This is a genomic window from Shigella sp. SIG6 (assembly GCF_053555815.1).
Genome location: NZ_JBQZXC010000016.1, coordinates 1 through 24664, shown reverse-complemented (window position 1 = coordinate 24664; position 24664 = coordinate 1). Strand labels below are relative to the sequence as shown.

The 24664-nt window shown below is 51.5% G+C and carries 23 protein-coding genes, 1 other RNA gene and 4 pseudogenes; 13 read left to right on the top strand and 15 right to left on the bottom strand.

The window, feature by feature from the left end; genetic code table 11:
• Positions 1-4 precede the first annotated feature (4 nt).
• The 3 genes from zapA to ACUU1M_RS04755 all read left to right on the top strand — a co-directional run bounded on the left by zapA (position 5) and on the right by ACUU1M_RS04755 (position 1182).
• Positions 5-334, top strand: a complete 330-nt coding sequence (zapA, locus tag ACUU1M_RS04765) for a cell division protein ZapA (protein WP_001276008.1) — start codon at positions 5-7, stop codon at positions 332-334.
• Between the two features lie 41 nt (positions 335-375).
• A non-coding RNA gene (gene ssrS / locus ACUU1M_RS04760) (6S RNA) lies at positions 376-559 on the top strand.
• A gap of 20 nt (positions 560-579) precedes the next feature.
• Entirely contained in the window at positions 580-1182 is a 603-nt protein-coding gene (locus ACUU1M_RS04755; protein ID WP_000192745.1) for a 5-formyltetrahydrofolate cyclo-ligase, read from the top strand.
• Positions 1183-1282: 100 nt separating this feature from the next.
• On the opposite strand, the gene ACUU1M_RS04750 is transcribed toward ACUU1M_RS04755, so the two are convergent.
• The 4 genes from ACUU1M_RS04750 to rpiA all read right to left on the bottom strand — a co-directional run bounded on the left by ACUU1M_RS04750 (position 1283) and on the right by rpiA (position 4110).
• On the bottom strand, positions 1283-1342 hold the full coding sequence (locus ACUU1M_RS04750; protein WP_001387035.1) for a type I toxin-antitoxin system Ibs family toxin: 60 nt from the start codon (positions 1340-1342) through the stop codon (positions 1283-1285).
• Positions 1343-1674: 332 nt separating this feature from the next.
• On the bottom strand, positions 1675-1734 hold the full coding sequence (gene ibsC, locus ACUU1M_RS04745; protein ID WP_071524576.1) for a type I toxin-antitoxin system toxin IbsC: 60 nt from the start codon (positions 1732-1734) through the stop codon (positions 1675-1677).
• 228 nt (positions 1735-1962) lie between these two features.
• Complete coding sequence (gene serA, locus ACUU1M_RS04740; RefSeq protein ID WP_001151606.1) at positions 1963-3195, bottom strand: phosphoglycerate dehydrogenase; 1233 nt, start codon at positions 3193-3195, stop codon at positions 1963-1965.
• A 255-nt stretch (positions 3196-3450) separates the two neighbouring features.
• The gene (gene rpiA / locus ACUU1M_RS04735) at positions 3451-4110 is read right to left on the bottom strand and encodes a ribose-5-phosphate isomerase RpiA (protein ID WP_000189743.1); all 660 of its coding nucleotides are present in this window, start codon (positions 4108-4110) and stop codon (positions 3451-3453) included.
• Between the two features lie 382 nt (positions 4111-4492).
• Between rpiA and argP the strand changes: the two genes are divergently transcribed.
• From argP to scpC, 5 genes and pseudogenes are all read left to right on the top strand, one after another.
• A complete protein-coding gene (gene argP, locus ACUU1M_RS04730; protein WP_005076854.1) occupies positions 4493-5386 on the top strand; it encodes a DNA-binding transcriptional regulator ArgP in 894 nt (297 codons plus the stop codon).
• 203 nt (positions 5387-5589) lie between these two features.
• Positions 5590-7735, top strand: a pseudogene (scpA, locus tag ACUU1M_RS04725) (methylmalonyl-CoA mutase).
• Positions 7728-8723: a methylmalonyl Co-A mutase-associated GTPase MeaB gene (gene meaB, locus ACUU1M_RS04720; protein WP_000606499.1), complete on the top strand. Its 996-nt coding sequence runs from the start codon at positions 7728-7730 to the stop codon at positions 8721-8723. Before scpA ends, meaB begins: the two are co-directional and overlap by 8 nt.
• A gap of 10 nt (positions 8724-8733) precedes the next feature.
• Positions 8734-9519 (top strand): methylmalonyl-CoA decarboxylase, encoded by a 786-nt coding sequence (scpB, locus tag ACUU1M_RS04715; RefSeq protein WP_000122063.1) that lies wholly within the window; start codon positions 8734-8736, stop codon positions 9517-9519.
• A 23-nt stretch (positions 9520-9542) separates the two neighbouring features.
• The gene (gene scpC, locus ACUU1M_RS04710) at positions 9543-11021 is read left to right on the top strand and encodes a propionyl-CoA:succinate CoA transferase (RefSeq protein WP_152028885.1); all 1479 of its coding nucleotides are present in this window, start codon (positions 9543-9545) and stop codon (positions 11019-11021) included.
• Here the strand turns inward: scpC and srsR are convergent.
• From srsR to epd, 7 genes and pseudogenes are all read right to left on the bottom strand, one after another.
• Positions 11018-11913, bottom strand: a pseudogene (srsR, locus tag ACUU1M_RS04705) (LysR family transcriptional regulator SrsR). The gene scpC and the pseudogene srsR sit on opposite strands and share 4 nt — an antisense overlap.
• Before the next feature lie 166 nt (positions 11914-12079).
• Positions 12080-12820, bottom strand: a complete 741-nt coding sequence (locus ACUU1M_RS04700) for an oxidative stress defense protein (protein ID WP_000669834.1) — start codon at positions 12818-12820, stop codon at positions 12080-12082.
• 92 nt (positions 12821-12912) lie between these two features.
• Positions 12913-13471: pseudogene (argO, locus tag ACUU1M_RS04695) on the bottom strand (arginine exporter ArgO).
• Positions 13472-13609: 138 nt separating this feature from the next.
• On the bottom strand, positions 13610-14470 hold the full coding sequence (mscS, locus tag ACUU1M_RS04690) for a small-conductance mechanosensitive channel MscS (RefSeq protein WP_000389818.1): 861 nt from the start codon (positions 14468-14470) through the stop codon (positions 13610-13612).
• Positions 14471-14660: 190 nt separating this feature from the next.
• Positions 14661-15740, bottom strand: a complete 1080-nt coding sequence (gene fbaA, locus ACUU1M_RS04685) for a class II fructose-bisphosphate aldolase (protein ID WP_000034372.1) — start codon at positions 15738-15740, stop codon at positions 14661-14663.
• 214 nt (positions 15741-15954) lie between these two features.
• The gene (gene pgk, locus ACUU1M_RS04680) at positions 15955-17118 is read right to left on the bottom strand and encodes a phosphoglycerate kinase (RefSeq protein WP_000111269.1); all 1164 of its coding nucleotides are present in this window, start codon (positions 17116-17118) and stop codon (positions 15955-15957) included.
• A gap of 49 nt (positions 17119-17167) precedes the next feature.
• Positions 17168-18187: an erythrose-4-phosphate dehydrogenase gene (epd, locus tag ACUU1M_RS04675; RefSeq protein ID WP_000218480.1), complete on the bottom strand. Its 1020-nt coding sequence runs from the start codon at positions 18185-18187 to the stop codon at positions 17168-17170.
• Between the two features lie 371 nt (positions 18188-18558).
• On the opposite strand from epd, the gene ACUU1M_RS04670 reads away from it, so the two are divergent.
• The 5 genes and pseudogenes from ACUU1M_RS04670 to ACUU1M_RS04650 all read left to right on the top strand — a co-directional run bounded on the left by ACUU1M_RS04670 (position 18559) and on the right by ACUU1M_RS04650 (position 21635).
• The gene (locus ACUU1M_RS04670) at positions 18559-18990 is read left to right on the top strand and encodes a PPC domain-containing DNA-binding protein (protein WP_000988693.1); all 432 of its coding nucleotides are present in this window, start codon (positions 18559-18561) and stop codon (positions 18988-18990) included.
• A 22-nt stretch (positions 18991-19012) separates the two neighbouring features.
• Positions 19013-19591 carry an ECF transporter S component gene (locus ACUU1M_RS04665; RefSeq protein WP_000124312.1) on the top strand — a complete coding sequence of 193 codons (579 nt, stop codon included), beginning with the start codon at positions 19013-19015 and terminating at the stop codon, positions 19589-19591.
• Positions 19592-20299, top strand: a pseudogene (locus ACUU1M_RS04660) (energy-coupling factor transporter transmembrane component T). It abuts the gene before it with no gap.
• The gene (locus ACUU1M_RS04655) at positions 20287-20964 is read left to right on the top strand and encodes an ABC transporter ATP-binding protein (protein WP_000256978.1); all 678 of its coding nucleotides are present in this window, start codon (positions 20287-20289) and stop codon (positions 20962-20964) included. Before ACUU1M_RS04660 ends, ACUU1M_RS04655 begins: the two are co-directional and overlap by 13 nt.
• Complete coding sequence (locus ACUU1M_RS04650) at positions 20958-21635, top strand: ABC transporter ATP-binding protein (protein ID WP_000956873.1); 678 nt, start codon at positions 20958-20960, stop codon at positions 21633-21635. Before ACUU1M_RS04655 ends, ACUU1M_RS04650 begins: the two co-directional genes overlap by 7 nt.
• On the opposite strand, the gene ACUU1M_RS04645 is transcribed toward ACUU1M_RS04650, so the two are convergent.
• The 4 genes from ACUU1M_RS04645 to ACUU1M_RS04630 all read right to left on the bottom strand — a co-directional run.
• Positions 21607-22320 carry a nucleoside/nucleotide kinase family protein gene (locus ACUU1M_RS04645; protein WP_000687763.1) on the bottom strand — a complete coding sequence of 238 codons (714 nt, stop codon included), beginning with the start codon at positions 22318-22320 and terminating at the stop codon, positions 21607-21609. The two genes, ACUU1M_RS04650 and ACUU1M_RS04645, sit on opposite strands and share 29 nt — an antisense overlap.
• Entirely contained in the window at positions 22317-22826 is a 510-nt protein-coding gene (gene fumE, locus ACUU1M_RS04640; protein ID WP_000224135.1) for a fumarase E, read from the bottom strand. Before fumE ends, ACUU1M_RS04645 begins: the two co-directional genes overlap by 4 nt.
• A gap of 21 nt (positions 22827-22847) precedes the next feature.
• Positions 22848-23813: a class II fructose-bisphosphatase gene (gene glpX, locus ACUU1M_RS04635; RefSeq protein WP_152028884.1), complete on the bottom strand. Its 966-nt coding sequence runs from the start codon at positions 23811-23813 to the stop codon at positions 22848-22850.
• A partial coding sequence (locus ACUU1M_RS04630; RefSeq protein WP_449144647.1) for a zinc-binding dehydrogenase occupies positions 23810-24664 on the bottom strand: 855 nt, incomplete at its 5' end. The genes glpX and ACUU1M_RS04630, both read right to left, overlap by 4 nt.

Below are 24664 nucleotides of genomic sequence, written 5' to 3'. Positions count from 1 at the left end.
TGGCATGTCTGCACAACCCGTCGATATCCAAATTTTTGGCCGTTCACTGCGTGTGAACTGCCCGCCTGACCAAAGGGATGCGTTGAATCAGGCAGCGGACGATCTGAACCAACGGTTGCAAGATCTGAAAGAACGCACTAGAGTCACAAATACTGAACAGTTGGTCTTCATTGCCGCATTGAATATCAGCTATGAGTTAGCGCAAGAAAAAGCAAAGACTCGTGACTACGCGGCAAGTATGGAACAGCGTATTCGGATGCTGCAGCAGACCATAGAACAAGCGTTACTTGAACAAGGTCGCATCACCGAAAAAACTAACCAAAACTTTGAATGACACTTTTCGGTTTACTGTGGTAGAGTAACCGTGAAGACAAAATTTCTCTGAGATGTTCGCAAGCGGGCCAGTCCCCTGAGCCGATATTTCATACCACAAGAATGTGGCGCTCCGCGGTTGGTGAGCATGCTCGGTTCGTCCGAGAAGCCTTAAAACTGCGACGACACATTCACCTTGAACCAAGGGTTCAAGGGTTACAGCCTGCGGCGGCATCTCGGAGATTCCCTTCTTATCTGGCACCAGCCATGACGCAACTACCAGAGCTCCCACTGACATTATCCCGACAAGAAATCCGCAAAATGATTCGGCAACGTCGTCGTGCGTTAACGCCGGAACAACAGCTGGAAATGGGTCAACAAGCCGCTACCCGGATGATGACTTATCCCCCGGTGGTGATGGCGCATACGGTCGCTGTATTCCTCTCTTTTGATGGTGAACTCGACACCCAGCCGCTAATAGAACAACTCTGGCGCGCCGGTAAGCGCGTATATCTTCCAGTTTTGCATCCCTTTAGTGCCGGTAATTTGCTGTTCCTGAATTACCATCCGCAAAGCGAACTGGTGATGAACAGGTTGAAGATCCATGAGCCAAAACTGGATGTGCGTGACGTGCTACCCCTTTCCCGATTAGACGTGCTGATCACACCGCTGGTCGCCTTTGATGAGTACGGTCAGCGCCTGGGAATGGGCGGTGGTTTTTATGATCGGACCTTACAAAACTGGCAGCACTATAAAACGCAACCGGTGGGTTATGCGCATGATTGTCAGTTGGTGGAAAAACTCCCCGTTGAAGAGTGGGATATCCCTCTTCCTGCGGTGGTTACACCGTCGAAAGTCTGGGAGTGGTAAGGGCGATACACCTGTATCGCCCTGATTGACATCGTTGATTCTTTAACCTAATTTAGTGAGTAAGGGTAAGGGAGGATTGCTCCTCCCCTGTGACTGACTGTTAATAAGCTGGGAAACTTATGAGTAACAGTACAATCAGTATGATGGCAAGTCGCATCATACCCCTTCTCCTTCAAGCCCTCGCTTCGGTGAGGGCTTTACCGTTACAGCCCCATGCTGCCCAGCTATCGTAAGATCTCTTTAAATAACCACAACGCATTGATCTACCTTTAAATCTTTTCTTCGAGCGTGCTCGAAAAACCCCATGCAAAACAGAGATAATTTTTGGGAAAAAGGATCTATTACGGCAGTAAACGTGGGCGATGAAGTGGCTATCAAAAAGTTCGGTTCAGGGCGATGCACCCCGCATCGCCCTGATTGACATCGTTGATTCTTTGACCTAATTTAGTGAGTAAGGGTAAGGAAGGATGACTCCTCCCTTGAGACTGACTGTTAATAAGCTCCGAAACTTATCAGTAACAGTACAATCAGTATGATGACAAGTCGCATCATAACCCTTCTCCTTTAAGCCCTCGCTTCGGTGAGGGCTTTACCGTTACAGCCCTATGCTGTCCCGCCATCGTAAATCCCCATTAAATAAACACAACGCATTGATCTGACTTTGATTTATTTTCTGGAGCAGACTCGCAAAGTAGAATGCGCAACGCGGCAACGGTGTGGAGAAGGGATAAAAAAACGGGCAAGTCAGTGACCTGCCCGTTAATTTTCAGAGAAGGGGAATTAGTACAGCAGACGGGCGCGAATGGTACCCGGAATAGCTTTCATTGCCTGCAGCGCTTTTTTGGCAACGTGTTCGTCAGCTTCAATATCAATAACTACATAACCCATCTGGGCGGAAGTTTGTAGATATTGCGCGGCGATGTTGACGCCCTGCTCGGCGAAGATTTTGTTCAGCGCAGTTAGCACGCCCGGACGGTTTTCGTGGATGTGCATCAGACGACGACCACCATGCAGTGGCAGCGAGACTTCCGGGAAGTTCACCGCAGAGAGCGTTGAGCCATTGTCAGAATACTTGATCAATTTACCCGCAACTTCCAAGCCGATATTCTCCTGCGCTTCCTGAGTCGAACCGCCAATGTGTGGCGTCAGAAGGACGTTGTCGAATTCACACAGTGGAGAGGTAAATGGATCGCTATTGGTCGCCGGTTCCGTCGGGAATACGTCGATTGCCGCCCCCGCCAGATGTTTGCTCGCCAGCGCATCACACAGCGCCGGAATATCCACCACAGTACCGCGCGAGGCATTAATCAGCAGCGAGCCGGGCTTCATTAGCGAAATCTCTTTCGCGCCCATCATATTTTTGGTGGACGGATTCTCTGGTACATGCAGACTCACCACATCGCTCATATTCAGCAGGTCAGAAAGATGCTGTACCTGAGTGGCGTTGCCCAGCGGCAGTTTGTTTTCAATATCATAAAAGTAAACATACATTCCCAGCGATTCAGCCAGAATGCCCAATTGCGTACCAATATGACCATAGCCGATGATACCCAGCTTTTTGCCGCGCGCTTCAAAAGAACCCGCCGCCAGTTTGTTCCACACGCCACGGTGCGCTTTAGCATTGGCTTCCGGCACGCCGCGCAATAGCAGCAGCAGTTCGCCAATCACCAGCTCCGCAACAGAGCGCGTATTTGAGAACGGTGCGTTAAATACCGGGATCCCGCGCTTTGCCGCCGCATCCAGATCAACCTGGTTTGTTCCGATACAGAAACAGCCAATAGCGACCAGTTTTTCTGCGGCGTTGATCACGTCTTCAGTCAGATGGGTACGGGATCGCAGGCCGATGAAGTGGGCATCGCGGATGGATTCTTTTAATTGTTCATCATCCAGCGCGCCTTTGTGAAATTCGATGTTGGTGTAACCAGCTGCACGAAGGCTTTCCAGCGCCTTTTGGTGCACGCCTTCTACCAGCAGAAACTTAATCTTGTCTTTCTCCAGCGATACCTTTGCCATTTACCCAATCCTGTCTTTTGAAATGTTGTGTGCGGATTTGCATCCGCCTTTCAACATATCAAAAAATAATATTGCGGCAATATGAACGTTTGCGTCGCGATGTTGAGGAAATATCACGCAAAGGTAATTCTTGGATGAATATGCTGGTTTAGAGGATTTATTTAGAGCAATCGACAATTGCCTGGTAAAAGCGTGACACATGTCACCAAATTTAATGAAGAGAATTTTTTTAACGGGGGAGGTTCCCCCGTCAGATCATTTCACAATGGTTTTGACACCGTCAGGTGTGCCAATCAGCGCAACGTCCGCGCCACGGTTAGCAAACAAGCCAACAGTCACCACGCCAGGAATCGCATTTATGGCGTTTTCCATCGCTATCGGGTCAAGGATTTCCATGCCGTGGACGTCGAGGATCACGTTGCCATTATCGGTCACCACGCCCTGACGGTATTCCGGACGACCGCCCAGTTTCACCAGCTGGCGCGCCACTGCACTACGTGCCATCGGGATAACTTCTACTGGCAGCGGGAATTTACCCAGAATATCAACCTGCTTGGAGGCGTCGGCAATACAGATAAATTTTTCCGCAACCGAAGCAATGATTTTTTCACGGGTCAGCGCCGCGCCGCCGCCTTTGATCATTTGCATGTGGCCGTTGATTTCATCTGCGCCATCAACGTAGATGCCAAGGCTGTCGACTTCGTTGAGATCAAAAACGTGAATGCCGAGGCTTTTCAGTTTTTCAGTGGAAGCATCTGAACTGGAAACGGCCCCTTCAATCTGGCCTTTCATCGTGCCGAGCGCGTCAATAAAGTGTGCGGCGGTGGAACCTGTACCTACACCAACAATGGTGCCGGGCTGAACATACTGAAGTGCCGCCCATCCTACTGCTTTTTTCAATTCATCCTGCGTCATGATCGTTTCGCCTGTGGTATGAAATTTCACACGCATTATATACAAAAAAAGCGATTCAGACCCCGTTGGCAAGCCGGGTGGTTAACTCATCCATAAAATATCGCGCAATGGCGGGCATCCCCTTTCGCCCCGCAAATAAAGCATACAACGGTCTGGGTATGCCGCTCCACGGTGCGAACAGAGGCAATAACGCCACGCCATTCAACATAACCAGGGCGCGAAGTCGCTAAGCGAAATGCAATAGCGCAAATCCCTGATCTTTTAAGCTGCGCGTTTAACCATTGATACAAATGTTACCCGCCGACGGCTTCGGTATATGCAACCTGACACAAAATTGTGTCATAGTGCAGGAAAAAGCATTTACCAGGAGCAGACAACAGCAATGAAACGCCCGGACTACAGAACATTACTGGCACTGGATGCGGTGATACGTGAACGAGGATTTGAGCGCGCGGCACAAAAGCTGTGCATTACACAATCAGCCGTCTCACAGCGCATTAAGCAACTGGAAAATATGTTCGGGCAGCCGCTGTTGGTGCGTACCGTACCGCCGCGCCCGACGGAACAAGGGCAAAAACTGCTGGCACTGCTGCGCCAGGTGGAGTTGCTGGAAGAAGAGTGGCTGGGCGATGAACAAACCGGTTCGACTCCGCTGCTGCTTTCACTGGCGGTCAACGCTGACAGTCTGGCGACGTGGTTGCTTCCGGCACTGGCTCCTGTGTTGGCTGATTCGCCTATCCGCCTCAACTTGCAGGTAGAAGATGAAACCCGTACTCAGGAACGTCTGCGCCGCGGCGAAGTGGTCGGCGCGGTGAGTATTCAACATCAGGCGCTGCCGAGTTGTCTTGTCGATAAACTCGGTGCGCTCGACTATCTGTTCGTCAGCTCAAAACCGTTTGCCGAAAAATATTTTCCTAACGGCGTAACGCGTTCGGCATTATTGAAAGCGCCAGTGGTCGCGTTTGACCATCTTGACGATATGCACCAGGCCTTTTTGCAGCAAAACTTCGATCTTCCTCCTGGCAGCGTACCCTGCCATATCGTTAATTCTTCAGAAGCGTTCGTACAACTTGCTCGCCAGGGCACCACCTGCTGTATGATCCCGCACCTGCAAATCGAGAAAGAGCTGGCCAGCGGTGAACTGATTGACTTAACGCCTGGGCTATTTCAACGACGGATGCTCTACTGGCACCGCTTTGCTCCTGAAAGCCGCATGATGCGTAAAGTCACTGATGCGTTACTCGATTATGGTCACAAAGTCCTTCGTCAGGATTAATCCATCAAATAATGCCTGATAGCACATATCAGGCGTTGTCCTCACTTCTTTTTGTATTCCTTGAATCACATCACAAAATAGACAAATCTCAGGCGGCAAAAAACGACGTCTGAATGCATTTTTTTTGCTGGCGACAAACCCACGTAAAAAGCTCACCGTAAGCGCAAATACCCTCATTTTGATTGCGTTTTACGGAGCAAATAATGTCTAACGAGCAGGAGTGGCAACAGCTTGCCAACAAGGAATTGAGCCGTCGGGAGAAAACTGTCGACTCGCTGGTTCAGCAAACCGCGGAAGGGATCGCCATCAAGCCGCTGTATACCGAAGCCGATCTCGATAATCTGGAGGTGACAGGTACCCTTCCTGGTTTGCCGCCCTACGTTCGTGGCCCGCGTGCCACTATGTATACCGCCCAACCGTGGACCATCCGTCAGTATGCTGGTTTTTCAACAGCAAAAGAGTCCAACGCTTTTTATCGCCGTAACCTGGCCGCCGGGCAAAAAGGTCTTTCCGTTGCGTTTGACCTTGCCACCCACCGTGGCTACGACTCCGATAACCCACGCGTGGCGGGTGACGTCGGCAAAGCGGACGTCGCTATTGACACCGTGGAAGATATGAAAGTCCTGTTCGACCAGATCCCGCTGGATAAAATGTCGGTTTCGATGACCATGAATGGCGCAGTGCTACCAGTACTGGCGTTTTATATCGTCGCCGCAGAAGAGCAAGGTGTTACACCTGATAAACTGACCGGCACCATTCAAAACGATATTCTCAAAGAGTACCTCTGCCGCAACACCTATATTTACCCACCAAAACCGTCAATGCGCATTATCGCCGACATCATCGCCTGGTGTTCCGGCAACATGCCGCGATTTAATACCATCAGTATCAGCGGTTACCACATGGGGGAAGCGGGTGCCAACTGCGTGCAGCAGGTAGCATTTACGCTCGCCGATGGGATTGAGTACATCAAAGCAGCAATCTCTGCCGGACTGAAAATAGATGACTTCGCTCCTCGCCTGTAGTTATTCTTCGGTATCGGCATGGATCTGTTTATGAACGTCGCCATGTTGCGTGCGGCACGTTATTTATGGAGCGAAGCGGTCAGTGGATTTGGCGCACAGGATCCGAAATCACTGGCGCTGCGTACCCACTGCCAGACCTCAGGCTGGAGCCTGACTGAACAGGATCCGTATAACAACGTTATCCGCACCACCATTGAAGCACTGGCTGCGACGCTGGGCGGTACTCAGTCACTGCATACCAACGCCTTTGACGAAGCGCTTGGTTTGCCTACCGATTTCTCAGCACGCATTGCCCGCAACACCCAGATCATCATCCAGGAAGAATCAGAACTCTGCCACACCGTCGATCCACTGGCCGGATCCTATTACATTGAGTCGCTGACCGATCAAATCGTCAAACAAGCCAGAGCTATTATCCAACAGATCGACGAAGCCGGTGGCATGGCGAAAGCGATCGAAGCAGGTCTGCCAAAACGAATGATCGAAGAGGCCTCAGCGCGCGAACAGTCGCTGATCGACCAGGGCAAGCGTGTCATCGTTGGTGTCAACAAGTACAAACTGGATCACGAAGACGAAAACGATGTACTTGAGATCGACAACGTGATGGTGCGTAACGAGCAAATTGCTTCGCTGGAACGCATTCGCGCCACCCGTGATGATGCCGCCGTAACCGCCGCGTTGAACGCCCTGACTCACGCCGCACAGCATAACGAAAACCTGCTGGCTGCCGCTGTTAATGCCGCTCGCGTTCGCGCCACCCTGGGTGAAATTTCCGATGCGCTGGAAGTCGCTTTCGACCGTTATCTGGTGCCAAGCCAGTGTGTTACCGGCGTGATTGCGCAAAGCTATCATCAGTCTGAGAAATCGGCCTCCGAGTTCGATGCCATTGTTGCGCAAACGGAGCAGTTCCTTGCCGACAATGGTCGTCGCCCGCGCATTCTGATCGCTAAGATGGGCCAGGATGGACACGATCGCGGCGCGAAAGTGATCGCCAGCGCCTATTCCGAATCTCGGTTTCGACGTAGATTTAAGCCCGATGTTCTCTACACCTGAAGAGATCGCCCGCCTGGCCGTAGAAAACGACGTTCACGTAGTGGGCGCATCCTCACTGGCTGCCGGTCATAAAACGCTGATCCCGGAACTGGTCGAAGCGCTGAAAAAATGGGGACGCGAAGATATCTGCGTGGTCGCGGGTGGCGTCATTCCGCCGCAGGATTACGCCTTCCTGCAAGAGCGCGGCGTGGCGGCGATTTATGGTCCAGGTACACCTATGCTCGACAGTGTGCGCGACGTACTGAATCTGATAAGCCAGCATCATGATTAATGAAGCCACGCTGGCAGAAAGTATTCGCCGCTTACGTCAGGGTGAGCGTGCCACGCTCGCCCAAGCCATGACGCTGGTGGAAAGCCGTCACCCACGTCATCAGGCGCTAAGTACACAGCTGCTTGACGCCATTATGCCGTTCTGTGGTAACGCCCTGCGACTGGGCGTTACCGGCACACCCGGCGCGGGGAAAAGTACCTTTCTTGAAGCCTTTGGCATGTTGTTGATTCGTGAGGGATTAAAGGTTGCTGTTATTGCGGTCGATCCCAGCAGCCCGGTCACTGGCGGTAGCATTCTCGGGGATAAAACCCGCATGAATGACCTGGCGCGTGCCGAGGCGGCGTTTATTCGCCCGGTACCCTCCTCCGGTCATCTGGGCGGTGCCAGTCAGCGAGCACGGGAATTAATGCTGTTATGCGAAGCGGCGGGTTATGACGTAGTGATTGTCGAAACGGTTGGCGTCGCGCAGTCGGAAACGGAAGTCGCCCGCATGGTGGACTGTTTTATCTCGTTGCAAATTGCCGGTGGCGGCGATGATCTGCAGGGCATTAAAAAAGGGCTGATGGAAGTGGCTGATCTGCTCGTTATCAACAAAGACGATGGCGATAACCATACCAATGTCGCCATTGCCCGGCATATGTACGAGAGTGCCCTGCATATTCTGCGACGTAAATACGACGAATGGCAGCCACGGGGTCTGACTTGTAGCGCACTGGAAAAACGTGGAATCGATGAGATCTGGCACGCCATCATCGACTTCAAAACCGCGCTAACTGCCAGTGGTCGTTTACAACAAGTGCGGCAACAACAATCGGTGGAATGGCTGCGTAAGCAGACCGAAGAAGAAGTACTGAATCACCTGTTCGCGAATGAAGATTTCGATCGCTATTACCGCCAGACGCTTTTAGCGGTCAAAAACAATACGCTCTCACCGCGCACTGGCCTGCGGCAGCTCAGTGAATTTATCCAGACGCAATATTTTGATTAAAGGAATTTTTATGTCTTATCAGTATGTGAACGTTGCCACTATCAACAAAGTGGCGGTCATTGAGTTTAACTATGGACGAAAACTTAATGCCTTAAGTAAAGTCTTTATTGATGATCTTATGCAGGCGTTAAGCGATCTCAACCGGCCGGAAATTCGCTGTATCATTTTGCGGGCGCCAAGTGGATCCAAAGTCTTCTCCGCAGGTCACGATATTCACGAACTGCCGTCTGGCGGTCGCGATCCGCTCTCCTATGATGATCCATTGCGTCAAATCACCCGCATGATCCAAAAATTCCCGAAACCGATCATTTCGATGGTGGAAGGTAGTGTTTGGGGTGGCGCATTTGAAATGATCATGAGTTCCGATCTGATCATCGCCGCCAGTACCTCAACCTTCTCAATGACGCCTGTAAACCTCGGCGTCCCGTATAACCTGGTCGGCATTCACAACCTGACCCGCGACGCGGGCTTCCACATTGTCAAAGAGCTGATTTTTACCGCTTCGCCAATCACCGCCCAGCGCGCGCTGGCTGTCGGCATCCTCAACCATGTTGTGGAAGTGGAAGAACTGGAAGATTTCACCTTACAAATGGCGCACCACATCTCTGAGAAAGCGCCGTTAGCCATTGCCGTTATCAAAGAAGAGCTGCGTGTACTGGGCGAAGCACACACCATGAACTCCGATGAATTTGAACGTATTCAGGGGATGCGCCGCGCGGTTTATGACAGCGAAGATTACCAGGAAGGGATGAACGCTTTCCTCGAAAAACGTAAACCTAATTTCGTTGGTCATTAATCCCTGCGAACGAAGGAGTAAAAATGGAAACTCAGTGGACAAGGATGACCGCCGATGAAGCGGCAGAAATTATCCAGCATAACGACATGGTGGCATTTAGCGGCTTTACCCCAGCGGGTTCGCTGAAAGCCCTACCCGCCGCGATTGCCCGCAGAGCTAACGAACAGCATGAGGCCAAAAAGCCGTATCAAATTCGCCTGCTGACGGGGGCGTCAATCAGCGCCGCCGCTGACGATGTACTTTCTGACGCCGATGCTGTTTCCTGGCGTGCGCCATATCAAACATCGTCCAGTTTACGTAAAAAGATCAATCAAGGCGCGGTGAGTTTCGTTGACCTGCATTTGAGCGAAGTGGCGCAAATGGTCAATTACGGTTTCTTCGGCGACATTGATGTTGCCGTCATTGAAGCATCGGCACTGGCACCGGATGGTCGAGTCTGGTTAACCAGCGGGATCGGTAATGCGCCGACCTGGCTGCTGCGAGCGAAGAAAGTGATCATTGAACTTAATCACTATCACGATCCGCGCGTTGCAGAACTGGCAGATATTGTGATTCCTGGCGCGCCACCGCGGCGCAATAGCGTGTCGATCTTCCATGCAATGGATCGCGTCGGTACCCGCTATGTGCAAATCGATCCGAAAAAGATTGTCGCCGTCGTGGAAACCAACTTGCCCGACGCTGGTAATATGCTGGATAAGCAAAATCCCATGTGCCAGCAGATTGCCGATAACGTGGTCACGTTCTTATTGCAGGAAATGGCGCATGGGCGTATTCCGCCGGAATTTCTGCCGCTGCAAAGTGGCGTGGGCAATATCAATAATGCGGTAATGGCGCGTCTGGGGGAAAACCCGGAAATTCCTCCGTTCATGATGTATTCGGAAGTGCTACAGGAATCGGTGGTGCATTTACTGGAAACCGGCAAAATCAGCGGGGCCAGCGCCTCCAGCCTGACAATCTCGGCCGATTCCCTGCGCAAGATTTACGACAATATGGATTACTTTGCCAGCCGCATTGTGTTGCGTCCGCAGGAGATTTCCAATAACCCGGAAATCATCCGTCGTCTGGGCGTCATCGCTCTGAACGTCGGCCTGGAGTTTGATATTTACGGGCATGCAAATTCAACGCACGTAGCCGGGGTCGATCTGATGAACGGCATCGGCGGCAGCGGTGATTTTGAACGCAACGCGTATCTGTCGATCTTTATGGCTCCGTCGATTGCTAAAGAAGGCAAGATCTCAACCGTCGTGCCAATGTGCAGCCATGTTGATCACAGCGAACACAGCGTCAAAGTGATCATCACCGAACAAGGGATCGCCGATCTGCGCGGTCTTTCCCCGCTTCAACGCGCCCGCACTATCATTGATAATTGTGCACATCCTATGTATCGGGATTATCTGCATCGCTATCTGGAAAATGCGCCCGGCGGACATATTCACCACGATCTTAGCCACGTCTTCGACTTACACCGTAATTTAATTGCAACCGGCTCGATGCTGGGTTAATGGTTTGTCCCGTCACGATCTTCAGCAATATGCTGAAGATCGTGGCGGTATAACGATGATTTCTGATTGAATAAAGATATTCCTGCATATACATCGGCCTGTGCGGCGCATCAAAATATTTCAGCGTTGCCGGATTCACCAGTCGCCAGGCAAAATGCGGGATCACCGTCAGAAAATGTCCGCGCTCCACGGCGCTGATTTTGGCCATAAAACTGTAGGGACGATAAATAATGGTGGGATTGATCCCACAAGGTCGCATATTCGCATCAATCATTGCTTCGAAGTTAGCCCGGTTTTGAAAGCGCATTTGTAGCTAGGGCAGCTCCTGAAGCAGCTCTTGCTCTTGACGCTCTTCATAACGGCGAGAAACGAGAAAGCCCAATCGCAGCGGTGGTAATTCACTGATAGTCAGGTTTTCCAGTTCCTGAACTCGTGCAGATACATGCTGTGGGGAGATAATAAAATCTAACTGACGGTCAAAAAGATTATCGATAACGCCGTTTTCGCTGAACTCAACTGGCTGGGCGGTCACGCCTTCATACTTATCTCCGAGACTAATCAACTGATCGAAAATAATTGTCGGATAAGTATTATCTATGCCAATCACAATTTCTCGTGAACGACGCCCTGAGTTATGGATTTCATTATCAATCGCAGAAAGTCGTTGATAAACCGGGAACAGTTTTTGATACAGTTCCTGACCGGCTTTATTGAGGCTGATATTATTATCTTTGCGGGTAAATAGCGTATAGCCAATTTGTTCTTCCAGCGCGGCAATGCTTTTACCAAATGGCGAAGCCGTCATATGGATTTTTTCTGCCGCCCGGGCAATATTATTGGTTTGCGCTAATAAAATGAAATTGCGCATCTTTTTCGAAATAAAAATGTCCATCCCCCCTCCCCGCATCCTTGTCCGCTTAACCGTTTCAGTCAGCCTATCCTTGATGAAACCGCGAGCAAAGATAGGTGATTACGTCATGGTTTTACAGAAAATTACAGAAAAAGGAGGCAATATCGGGTAAAGGCATTAGCCCGACGAATACGTCGGGCTACAAGTATTATTGTGCTGCAGGTGTTTTAGCGGGTTGTTGATCCACAGGTTCTAACTGGAAGACCACATCGACCTGATCATCAAACTGAATAGCGGCCTGCTCGTAAGTTTCCTGGGCAGACACCGGCGCGGCATCGGCTTTCATCATCCGCACCATTGGGCTGGGCTGATAGTTGGAAACATGGTAGCGCACGCTATATACCGGCCCCAGTTTACGATGAAAGCCGTTCGCCAGTTCCTGCGCCTGATGAATCGCGTTATCAATCGCTGCCTTACGCGCTTTGTCTTTATAGGCATCCGGCTGCGCCACGCCCAGCGACACAGAACGAATTTCGTTAAGACCCGCCTTCAGCGCGCCATCCAGCAAGGAATTCAGTTTGTCTAACTGACGGAGCGTGACTTCCACCGTTCTCACAGCTCGGTAGCCTTTCAGGATACTTTTACCATCCTGATAGTCATAATCTGGCTGGGTGCGTAAATTCGCTGAGCTGATATCTTTTTTCGCGATCTGATTGAGTTCAAGGAAGGAAATGTATTGTGCGACACGCTCATCTGCCTGTTTCTTGGCTGTAGCGGCATCCTTCGCGGCCACGTTAACTTCAATCGCAAGAGTGGCAATGTCTGGCACCGCATCCACACTTGCCGTACCGGAGGTGACAATATGCGGTCCATCCGGCAATTCGTTAGCCTGCGCTGCCATCCCGCTAATACCCATTAATGCCGCCAGGGCGATAACTTTGAACTTCACGTTAGTCTCTCCGTGTTAATTGACTTGCCCAAAATTCAGGACCTCTGGAGGCAAGCTTAGCGCCTCTGTTTTATTTTTCCATCAGATAGCGCCTAACTGAACAAGGCTTGTGCATGAGCAATACCGTCTCTCGCCAGCTGCAAGGCTATAAACCACATGACACATCCCACTACCAGATTGATAATGCGCTGTGATTTTGCCGTGCGCAAACCAACGTTTTGGTTCGACGTCAAGCTGCCCGCCAAGGCTGCCCAGTACAACAAAAGTATCCAGGTAAACATGCGGATTCAGCCAGGTCACTGCCAACATGGTGGCGATAATTTTCCATCTGCCTTGCTTCAGGACTTCGGCACTAGCTAACTCAATATTACTACTCATCGCTGTTTTAAAAGCGCCAAAACCATACCAGAGCAAGAAGACTACGCCGCCCCAGGTGACCAGCGCCAGCAACCACGGCGACTGCATTAATAACGCGCTACCACCAAAAATCCCCGCGCAAATCAGGACCAAATCGCTGATAGCGCAAAGTAAGGCAATCATAATGTGGTACTGACGACGAATGCCCTGATTCATCACAAAAGCATTTTGTGGGCCGAGCGGCAGAATCATAGCTGCCCCAAGAGCAAGACCTTGAAAGTAATAAGAAAACACGTTGGATATTCCGAATTAAGTATCTGATGCAGAGACTATATCGCGGGATTGTTATTAGCGGAAATTGATAATATTAATTGGCAATCAGAATAACTAATAAGAGAGAGGCCAGAGAGTATTATCTGGCCTCAGCGTTGATTACGCAGCTTTGTCTTCTTTCACCCGCTTAAAGTTCACATCCATTTGCGGGTACGGGAAGCTGATACCGGCGGCATCAAATTCACGTTTAATACGCTCCAGCACATCCCAGTACACGTTTTGCAGATCGCCGCTGTTGCTCCAGACGCGGACCACGAAATTAATCGACGATGCACCAAGTTCGTTCAGGCGCACAGTCATTTCGCGATCTTTCAAAATGCGATCTTCAGACTGGATAATATTGGTCAGGATCTGCTTAACCTGATCGATATCGGAATCATACGCCACGCCAATAATAAATTCGTTACGGCGAACTGGCTCGCGGGAGAAGTTAATAATATTTCCGGCAATAATTTTACCGTTCGGAATAACGATAATTTTACCGTCTGCAGTACGCATGGTGGTGGAGAAAATCTGCACACTCAGCACAGTACCGGCTACGCCGCCGAGGTCAACATATTCTCCGGCACGGAACGGGCGGAACATGACAAGTAACACGCCAGCGGCCAGGTTAGAAAGTGACCCCTGCAAAGCCAGACCAACAGCTAAGCCTGCGGCACCGAGTACAGCAATGACTGACGCTGTTTGTACACCCACGCGTCCCAAGGCAGCGATTAGCGTAAAGGCGATAATACCGTAACGGACTAATGCAGAAAGAAAATCAGCAACAGTGGCATCGATTTTACGGGAGATCATCAGGCGATTCACCGCGTTGGAAATCATCCGCGCGATAATCAAACCAACGATGATGATCGCGAGTGCCGCCACGATGTTTACTGCATAACTTAGCAGCAGCGCCTGGTTAGCTACCAGCCAGCTTCCCGCGCCGTTTATGCTATCGACAACATTCAAATCTTCCATTCAATATTCCTTTTCAACTGACTCAAAATGGAGAAATACACTCCGCCGCCTTATGACGGGCAGTCTGACAAGGGTAAACAATAAAGCATAATTTTGCCAAATAGATCACAGATTTCTCATCTGAATCACCTTGCTTTTGGCGAAAAAAAGACCCGCAGAGCGGGCCTTGAGATAAGCAGAAAGGAATGACTTACAGAACGTCGATCGCGTTCAGTTCCTGGAATGCTTTTTCCAGACGAGCGATCATCGAAGTCTGACCGGCACGCAGCCATACGCGCGGATCGTAGTATTTCTTGTTCGGCTGATCTTCGCCTTTCGGGTTACCCAGCTGACCCTGCAGATAAGCTTCGTTCGCTTTGTAGTAGTTCAGAACGCCTTCCCAGGTTGCCCATTGGGTATCGGTATCGATGTTCATTTTCACTACGCCGTAGCTTACGGAGTCTTTGATTTCCTGAGCAGTAGAACCGGAACCACCGTGGAATACGAAGTTCAGGCTGTTGTGCGGCAGGTTGTGTTTCTTAGAAACATATTCCTGAGAATCACGCAGGATGGTCGGAGTCAGAACCACGTTACCCGGCTTGTAAACACCGTGTACGTTACCGAAGGACGCAGCGATGGTGAAACGCGGGCTGATTTTGCTCAGCTCGGTGTATGCGTAATCAACGTCTTCCGGCTGGGTGTACAGTGCAGAAGCGTCCATGTGGCTGTTGTCCACGCCGTCTTCTTCACCACCGGTGCAACCCAGTTCGATTTCCAGAGTCATGCCGATTTTGGACATACGCTCCAGGTATTTAGAGCAGATTTCGATGTTCTCTTGCAGAGATTCTTCAGACAGGTCGATCATGTGAGAAGAGAACAGCGGCTTACCGGTAGCTGCGAAGTGTTTTTCACCCGCGTCCAGCAGACCGTCGATCCACGGCAGCAGTTTCTTCGCGCAGTGGTCAGTGTGCAGGATAACCGGAACACCATAATGTTCAGCCATCTGGTGAACGTGATGCGCACCAGAGATCGCGCCCAGGATAGCAGCACCCTGCGGAACGTCAGATTTCACGCCTTTACCAGCGATAAAGGAAGCACCACCGTTGGAGAACTGAACGATAACCGGCGCTTTAACTTTAGCAGCAGTTTCCAGTACGGCGTTGATGGAGTCAGTACCGACGCAGTTTACTGCTGGCAGTGCGAAGTTGTTTTCTTTTGCTACCTGGAAAACTTTCTGTACGTCATCACCAGTGATTACGCCAGGTTTTACGAAATCAAAAATCTTAGACATGTCTCTTGTCCTGTATCGTCGGGCCTTATACTCATAATACTTCAAGTTGCATGTGCTGCGTCTGCGTTCGCTCACCCCAGTCACTTACTTATGTAAGCTCCTGGGGATTCACTCTCTTGTCGCCTTCCTGCAACTCGAATTATTTAGAGTATGAAAAAATGCGTGCTCTAAAAGCGCGCTGAAACAAGGGCAGGTTTCCCTGCCCTGTGATTTTTTACTTCTTAGCGCGCTCTTCGAGCATCGCTACTGCAGGCAGTACTTTACCTTCCACGAATTCGAGGAATGCGCCGCCGCCAGTGGAGATGTAGGAGATTTTGTCAGCAATGCCGAACAGGTCGATTGCTGCCAGAGTGTCGCCGCCGCCAGCGATGGAGAACGCTTCGCTGTCTGCGATAGCGTTAGCCACGATTTCAGTACCTTTGCGGAAGTTCGGGAATTCGAACACGCCAACCGGACCGTTCCACAGAATGGTTTTCGCATTCTTCAGGATTTCAGCCAGTTCCTGAGCGGAAGCATCACCGATATCCAGGATCTGCTCGTCAGCTTTCACATCGTTAACAGATTTCAGGGTAGCCGGTGCAGTTTCAGAGAACTCGGTTGCTACGCGAACATCAGACGGAACCGGGATGTTGCAGGTGGTCAGCAGACGTTTAGCTTCGTCAACCAGGTCAGCTTCGTACAGGGATTTACCCACATCGTGGCCTTGTGCCGCGATAAAGGTGTTAGCGATACCACCACCAACAATCAGCTGGTCAGCGATTTTAGACAGGGAGTCCAGAACGGTCAGTTTGGTAGATACTTTAGAACCACCAACGATAGCCACCATCGGGCGAGCAGGTTCTTTCAGTGCTTTACCCAGCGCGTCCAGTTCAGCTGCCAGCAGCGGGCCTGCGCACGCAACGTCAGCGAATTTACCGATACCGTGAGTAGAAGCCTGCGCGCGGTGAGCAGTACCGAATGCGTCCATTACGAACACGTCACACAGTGCAGCGTATTTTTTGGACAGGGTTTCGTCGTCTTTCTTCTCGCCTTTGTTGAAGCGAACGTTTTCCAGAACAACCAGTTCACCTTCAGCAACGTCAACGCCGTCGAGGTAATCTTTAACCAGACGAACCGGGTTAGACAATTTGTCTTTCAGGTAGTTAACAACCGGCAGCAGAGAGAATTCTTCGTTGTACTCGCCTTCGGTAGGACGACCCAGGTGGGAAGTTACCATCACTTTTGCGCCTTGTTTCAGGGCCAGTTCGATGGTCGGCAGAGAAGCACGGATACGCGCGTCGCTGGTTACTTTCCCGTCTTTTACTGGTACGTTCAGATCCGCACGGATAAATACACGTTTCCCAGCAAGATCCAGATCGGTCATCTTAATTACAGACATGGTGAATCCTCTCGTTGATTCTAAAAGTTTTGCAGACGCTGCTTGCGTCTTACCTGAAAGCAACAGTAGCCATAGCTAACGTCGTGTCGAGCATTCGGTTAGCAAAGCCCCATTCGTTATCGCACCAGACCAACGTTTTGATCAGGTGTGCGCCACTGACCCGGGTTTGGGTGCCATCGACAATGGCACTGTGCGGATCGTGGTTAAAATCTACAGAGACCAACGGCAATTCCGTATAGTCAACTATACCATGAAATGCACCTTGTGCTGCTTTTTGCAGCAACAGGTTGACTTCATTGGCTTTTACAGGTTTCTTCACCGTCACGCTTAAATCGATTGCCGTCACATTTATGGTTGGCACACGTACCGCAATCGCTTCAAAGCGATCGTTAAATTGCGGAAAAAATCGTGTGATACCAGCGGCCAGTTTAGTATCGACCGGAATGATCGACTGGCTGGCTGCCCGGGTGCGACGCAGGTCAGGATGGTATGCATCAATAACCTGTTGATCGTGCATGGCGGAGTGAATTGTGGTCACAGTGCCGGACTCAATACCGTACGCATCATCTAACAATTTGATGACGGGAATTATGCAATTCGTGGTACAGGAAGCGTTAGAAACGATGCGGTGTTCCGCACGAAGTTGATCCTGATTGACGCCGTAAACAACGGTCGCGTCGAGATCGTTACTGCCAGGATGTGAAAAGAGCACTTTTTTGGCCCCGGCGGCAATATGCGCTTCGCCATGCTCGCGGGAGCCATATACGCCGGTGCAGTCGAGGACTACATCAACGCCAAGTTCACGCCAGGGGAGCGATTGCAGTGAACGTTCATGCAATACGCGGATGGCGTCATCACCAACAAAAAGTTGATCGCGTTCCTGTCGTACTTCCCATGCAAAACGGCCATGGCTGGTGTCATATTTCAACAAATGTGCCATGCCCGCAGCATCCGCCAGTTCGTTGATTGCCACCACGGTAATTTCCGCCCGGCGTCCGGATTCATACAAAGCACGAACCACATTACGCCCGATGCGACCGAAGCCATTTATCGCTACGCGTACGGTCATAGATCTCCTGCAAGGTTTTCCCTGAGCAAATTTGCCAGACAGAGTAATCCAGCAAATCGTCCGGGGAAACCTTACCTGTCGCAAACTGCGACTGATTGGTTAATTGTCGAACATTTAATCGACTGAAACGCTTCAGCTAGGATAAGCGAAACGTTGAATAAAAGGAATGATTGTCCAGTCAAAGAAAGCAATTATCTGACTTACGTCACGTTTTCAGCCCCGCCCCTGTGGAATTTATTCCACTTTGCAGAATCACGAATAAGCGTAGCAAAATCTTTTCGTTGTGCCGTCACAAACCCTGACTTATATCAGAATATGACTGATGCAGCGTCGATATTATCCGCAATACGTCCGAGTTTCGGAGTACTCCAATGATGACATTGCCCTACCCATATTCTTCCTCCGCACGCTTTTACGCACTGCGCCTCCTCCCCGGGCAGGAAGTTTTTTCCCAGCTACACGCTTTTGCACAGCAACATCAACTTCATGCCGCCTGGATTGCAGGCTGTACCGGTAGCCTGACTGACGTCGCCTTGCGCTATGCCGGGCAAGAAGGCACCACGCTCCTGAACGGTACATTCGAAGTGATCTCACTAAACGGCACGCTGGAACAGAGTGGTGAGCATCTTCATCTCTGCGTTTCCGATCCACACGGCACGATGCTTGGCGGTCATATGATGCCCGGCTGTACCGTGCGGACCACGCTTGAACTGGTGATCGGTAGCCTTGAGGAACTGGCGTTTAGCCGCCAACCTTGCGCGCTTTCTGGTTACGACGAGTTGCATATTTCCCCCGTTAAATAACTACTTTCAAAGAGGTTTTCTTATGGCGCGTAGCCACTTTTCCAGTCAGGCACTGGTGTTGATCGTTATATCTATCGCCATCAATATGATCGGCGGGCAACTGGCCAGCATGGTCAAATTACCTATATTTCTCGACTCCATCGGCACACTTATTAGCGCGGTACTGCTTGGTCCGGTGATCGGAATGCTGACCGGCTTACTGACCAATTTACTCTGGGGATTGCTGACCGACCCGATCGCCGCCGCATTTGCACCCGTCGCGATGGTCATCGGCCTGGTCGCCGGTTGGCTGGCGCGAGCGGGTTGGTTTCGCACCCTGCCAAAAGTCGTTGTCAGCGGCGTGATTATTACGCTTGCGGTAACGGTCGTCGCTGTACCGCTGCGTACTGCGCTGTTCGGCGGTGTCACCGGTAGCGGAGCCGATTTGTTCGTTGCCTGGATGCACTCGATGGGGCAAAACTTGGTGGAGTCGGTGGCGATTACGGTGATAGGCGCGAACCTGGTCGATAAAATTCTTACAGCGGTGATTGTCTGGCTTTTACTGCGCCAGCTGCCGATTCGCACCACGCGCCATTTTCCGGCAATGGCTGCCGTGCGCTAAATGCATCCATTTACCTCATTAACACTGTGGGCATTGGCGGCCTGCACCACGCTTATCCTGCCCGCGCAGACCATTTTGCCGATCTATAGCGCGGCGACCTTTTTCTGCCTTATTGCGCTAAAGGCCACGCGGCGGCGGGCAAAATATGTCGTCTGGCTGATGTTCTCGCTGGGAGCCGGGCTGTGGCTGGTACACGGTGGCTGGCTACCAGAATGGCTAAGCGGCACGCCACGCTCGCCAGAACGGTGGTCGCATGCTATTACGCTCTGGTTGCTGATTCTGGCGATTGTTTCAACCTCACAGTTGTGAATGCAGTACGTCCCCGTGCAATGTTTTATTCGCGCTCTGTTTGCTTCTCGCCTGCCGCCAGGCGTCGCTTATCTGTTTGCCGGGCCGTTATTGGTCGTTGAGCAGTTAAAACGGCAATTAGCGATTATTCATGAAGCGCAGCGTGCCCGCGGCGTGCCGCTGGATGAGGGCTGGTATCAGCGTTTACGTGCTATGCCCGCGTTAATTATTCCGCTAACACACAATGCGCTTAACGATCTGGCTGTCCGTGGTGCGGCGCTGGATATGCGGGCATTTCGGATCCACAACCGACGAACAACGTTGTGGGCACCAGCCGATAGCACCCTACAACGCGTAGCGCGTTACACCATGATCTTGCTGATGCTGACAGAATTCGGAGCGTGGATATGGTTACGTTAGAACAGTTCCGTTATTGCCCGACACACTCAACGCATCCTCCGTTCTGTTATGACTTTCACTATGTCAAACCGGGGATGGTCGCCATCTTTGGTGACAACGGCAGTGGCAAAAGTACGCTGGCACAGCTGATGGCGGGCTGGTATCCGGACTTTCTGCCAAGAGAGATAACAGGTACGGGGACGCTCCTCGGTACGCCCATTGGGCATCTCCCGCTTAATGAACAATCCGCCACCATCCAGCTCGTCCAGCAATCGCCCTATTTGCAGCTCTCCGGCTGTACCTTTAGCGTGGAAGAAGAAGTTGCCTTTGGGCCAGAAAATCTGTGTCTTGCTGAAGCAGAGATTATGGCGCGGATTGATGCCGCCCTGACTCTGACCGAGTGCCAGCCGTTGCGCCATCGTCACCCGGCAACACTCTCCGGTGGAGAGACACAGCACGTGGTCATCGCCTGCGCCATCGCGATGCAGCCAAAGCTCTTAATTCTTGATGAAGCCTTTAGCCGCCTGACGCCGCAGGCCAGCGAAATGCTGTTGCAGCGCTTACAACACTGGGCGTTTGAACGTGGTTCGCTGATTATTCTTTTTGAACGTCATCGCACACCTTTCCTGAACTACTGCCAGCAAGCGTGGCAATTGCAAAACGGAGCGCTCCAGCCACTATGTTAACGTTAAATAAGATATCTTATCGCTGGCCTGGCGCGGCAACGGATTGTCTTTGCGACATTTCTCTGCAACTCAAACAAGGTGAATGGTTGGCGCTGACCGGTGACAATGGCGCAGGGAAATCGACGCTGTTACGAGTAATGGCAGGTCTTCTTACGCCCACAGCCGGTACGGTTATGCTGCAACAACAGGCGATGAAAAACCTGAAAAACCGCCAGCGCGCGGCAAAGGTTGGCGTACTGTTTCAGGAAGCGGAAAACCAACTTTTTCACAGCACCGTCGCTGACGAGATCGCATTTGGTTTGAAACTGCAAAAATGCCCGGCGGATGAAATCACTCAACGTACCCATGCTGCCCTGCAATGTTGTCAGTTAGCAGACACTGCCAACTCGCACCCGTTGGATCTGCATAGTGCGCAGCGACGGATGGTCGCCGTCGCCTGCCTGGAAGCACTCTCTCCGCCACTATTACTGCTGGACGAGCCGAGTCGGGATTTTGACGAAAATTGGTTGAGCGTGTTTGAAAGCTGGCTGGAGAAGTGCCGCCAGCGAGGCACGAGCGTGGTAGCAATCAGTCATGACGCCGCATTTACCCGGCGTCATTTCTCTCGTGTGGTGCGACTGGAAGATGGTGTAATCAGGAACGTTAATCCACCAGACGATATTCACCCGTAGCGGTCATCATTAAGGTCAAATTTGCAGGCAGACTCTCTTCCAGCACCCGGCGAACATTCGGCCCGTCGGTACGGTCATAAAAGGCTTCTGCATCTGCCAGCGATACCCCTCCCGCCAGCTTGCGCCCCACCAGACGCTCCCGCAACGCAGTAGCTGGCGCGTTGATAAAGATCGAGAAATCACAAAATTGCGCAAGCTGGCACCACTTCTCGTCGTCCAGCAACAACCAGTTTCCTTCGACGATGACGAGTGGTGCGGTAACGTGCAACGCATCTTCAACAGGATCATGCTTTTGTCGATCGTACTGCGGCCACGTACAATCCCCTTCCACCACCTGGCGCAGATTTTCCGCCAGTTTCGCAACGTCAAATGTCTCTGGTGCGCCTTTGAAGGGGCGCAATTGATGCGCGTCCAGCCAGCTATTGTAATGGTGAAAACCATCCATCGGGAGCGTCTGAATAGCGGGCAGCTCCGGGTCTTGTTGCGCGAGATATTCCCAGAAGGTGGTTAGGGTAGATTTACCCGTCCCCGGCGGAGCGCAAAGAAAAACCACCGTACGCCGCTGCGGATTTACCGTCTGTAAGGCCGCCAGCATACGCAGCAACGGTTTATGCACGCGTTCTATCTCTTCATCATGGTACTGCGCTTGCACGTTCAGCCCATTCACCGTTAATTCAATTTTCACGGCGTTAATTCCTTTAAGGTGGTCGTTACTGCCAGCGTCAGCGCCGTTTTGACCATTCCGCTAAAACGCGCCTCTGACCAGACGGCGAAATCGGCGAACTTCATCGCTTTTAACGCATCGTAGAGCGTCGCATTGCGAGTTATACTGTTGACATTGCTGATAAAATCCCAGGTTATATCATCGGCAAATCCGGGCGTTTCATCCTGTTCGTTCAGGTAATGCCAGTACTGGGAAAAGTGCGTGATATCGGCATACAGCCATTTATCCATTTTCCCCAGCGCATAAATCAAACGCAGCGCAACATCAATATCGTCAAGCGGGCCGCTTTGGGCGAGTAACGGCTTCACTGCATATTCGACGATCTCTTCATCGTTATCGACAAACAGCGACGGCAGAAACTGGCGTATCCCCTGGAGCAAAATAGAATGCGCAGTTTTCATAAATGAAAATAAATTGTCCTGTGCATCCAGTTGCTCAAGCACATCATCTTCTGTCAGCGTCGCCATTGGTCTTCCGATAGATCACCATCAATGCAGGGAGTCTATTATATTACACGTTTGGTCCGCGCCGCCGATCAGTAATGTCTGCGTCCGCACCCCATTCGCCGTCTGTTGGATACCGTTCACCAACTCGCCGCCCGTCACGCCCGTAGCGCTAAAGAGGATATCGTTCCCCCTCACCAGTTCATCGAGCGAGTACACACGGTTAACGTCAACGCCCATTGCCTTACAACGCTTGCGCCCCTGCTCTGCAATCTGCCGATTTTCCGTGTAATCCCCTTTAGCCTGACAAAAGTCAATCAGCTCGGCCTGCATATCCCCGCCTAACGCTTTAACGGCACAGGCAGAAATCACGCCTTCTGGCGCACCGCCGATGGTGTACATCACATCGTAAGGATTATCCTGCCAGCAGGTCAGCACGCTGGCGGCGACATCGCCATCCGGCAGGGCAAAAACCTTCACGCCCAGCTGTGTTGCTTCTTCAATCGCGGCACTCAGACGCGGTTTATCCAGCGTAACCATGCGCAGCTTGTCCAGCGGTTTACCTAACGCCCGCGCCACGTTACGCAAGTTGTCCGCCAGAGGCAAAGACAGATCAATCGCCCCGGCAGCCAGTCGATTAACAACCAGCTTTTTCATATACATATCGGGCGCATGTAACAGGCTATCTCGAGGAGCGAAAGCCATGACCGCCAGCGCATTGCTCTGCCCCATCGCCACCATCCGCGTGCCTTCAATGGGATCAACCGCGATATCGACTTCTGGCCCATCGCCTTTGCCCACCTCTTCGCCAATCCACAGCATCGGCGCATGGTCAATTTCTCCTTCGCCGATAACCACTCGTCCACGAAAAGCGACGTCGTTTAATGCCTGGCGCATCGCGGTGACCGCCAGGCCATCAATTTTATTTTTGTCGCCACATCCGGTTTGCGGCCAGGCAGCCAACGCTGCCTGTTCCGTAACGCGAAATAATGGCCACGCCAGGGACATCATTGCGCGGCCTCCCCGATATCAACGCCAAATTGTGCCAGCAGATATTTCTCGGCCTGTTCATTCCAGATGCCGTGCGTTTCCTCAACCAGCCGCGCCAACTCTTTAAACAGCGGATCGGTTTTGCCTTTTTCGGCAAAATCGGCAATGGCAGTGAGCGGCATGGTCACGCCGTTATAAATGAGTTTTTTACCGCCAGGGATATCCGGCAGATTGAGCACGGTTTCTGGCACCGCATCCAGGCCACCAATATGGGTCACCATAAACGACGGCTGTAACTGTCCTGTGGCGCTAAGGGCAATCGCCTCTTTCATGTCGTCCGTTGAACCGCCGGATGTACCGACTACGTGCGTACTGTTGTAATGGACGTTGTAGAAATTAAACGGCACTTTGAAGTTTTTATCCGTCAGCCCGGCAAAGAAGTTCAGACAGCCATCTTCCGCCAGTAATTCGTCAGCCATCTCAACGACAGCAGGCACCGCCGCATAAACAAAAATGTCATCGAACCCGACATCTCCTGTCAGCGCCCGCAGCATCTGGATAGGATCGCTCATCCCTTTGGTATTCACATACACCAGCTCAATGCCTTTACTGGCCGCCAGATCCACCGGCAGCAGCTTCTGCACCTGCGCTAGGCGTTTGTCGTCGATATCGACCACCACCACCCGTGACGGTTGTATGCCACCGTTAATGGCGTAATCGATAGCGCCAATGCCCATCGGACCCGCACACGCCAGCAGTGCAATATTGCCGCCAGGTTTGACGCCCATGCGATGCTCATAAACATATTGCGTGGTGTGATAATTGGCATGATAAGCACCAATAATGCAGCACATAGGCTCTGCCAGCGACGC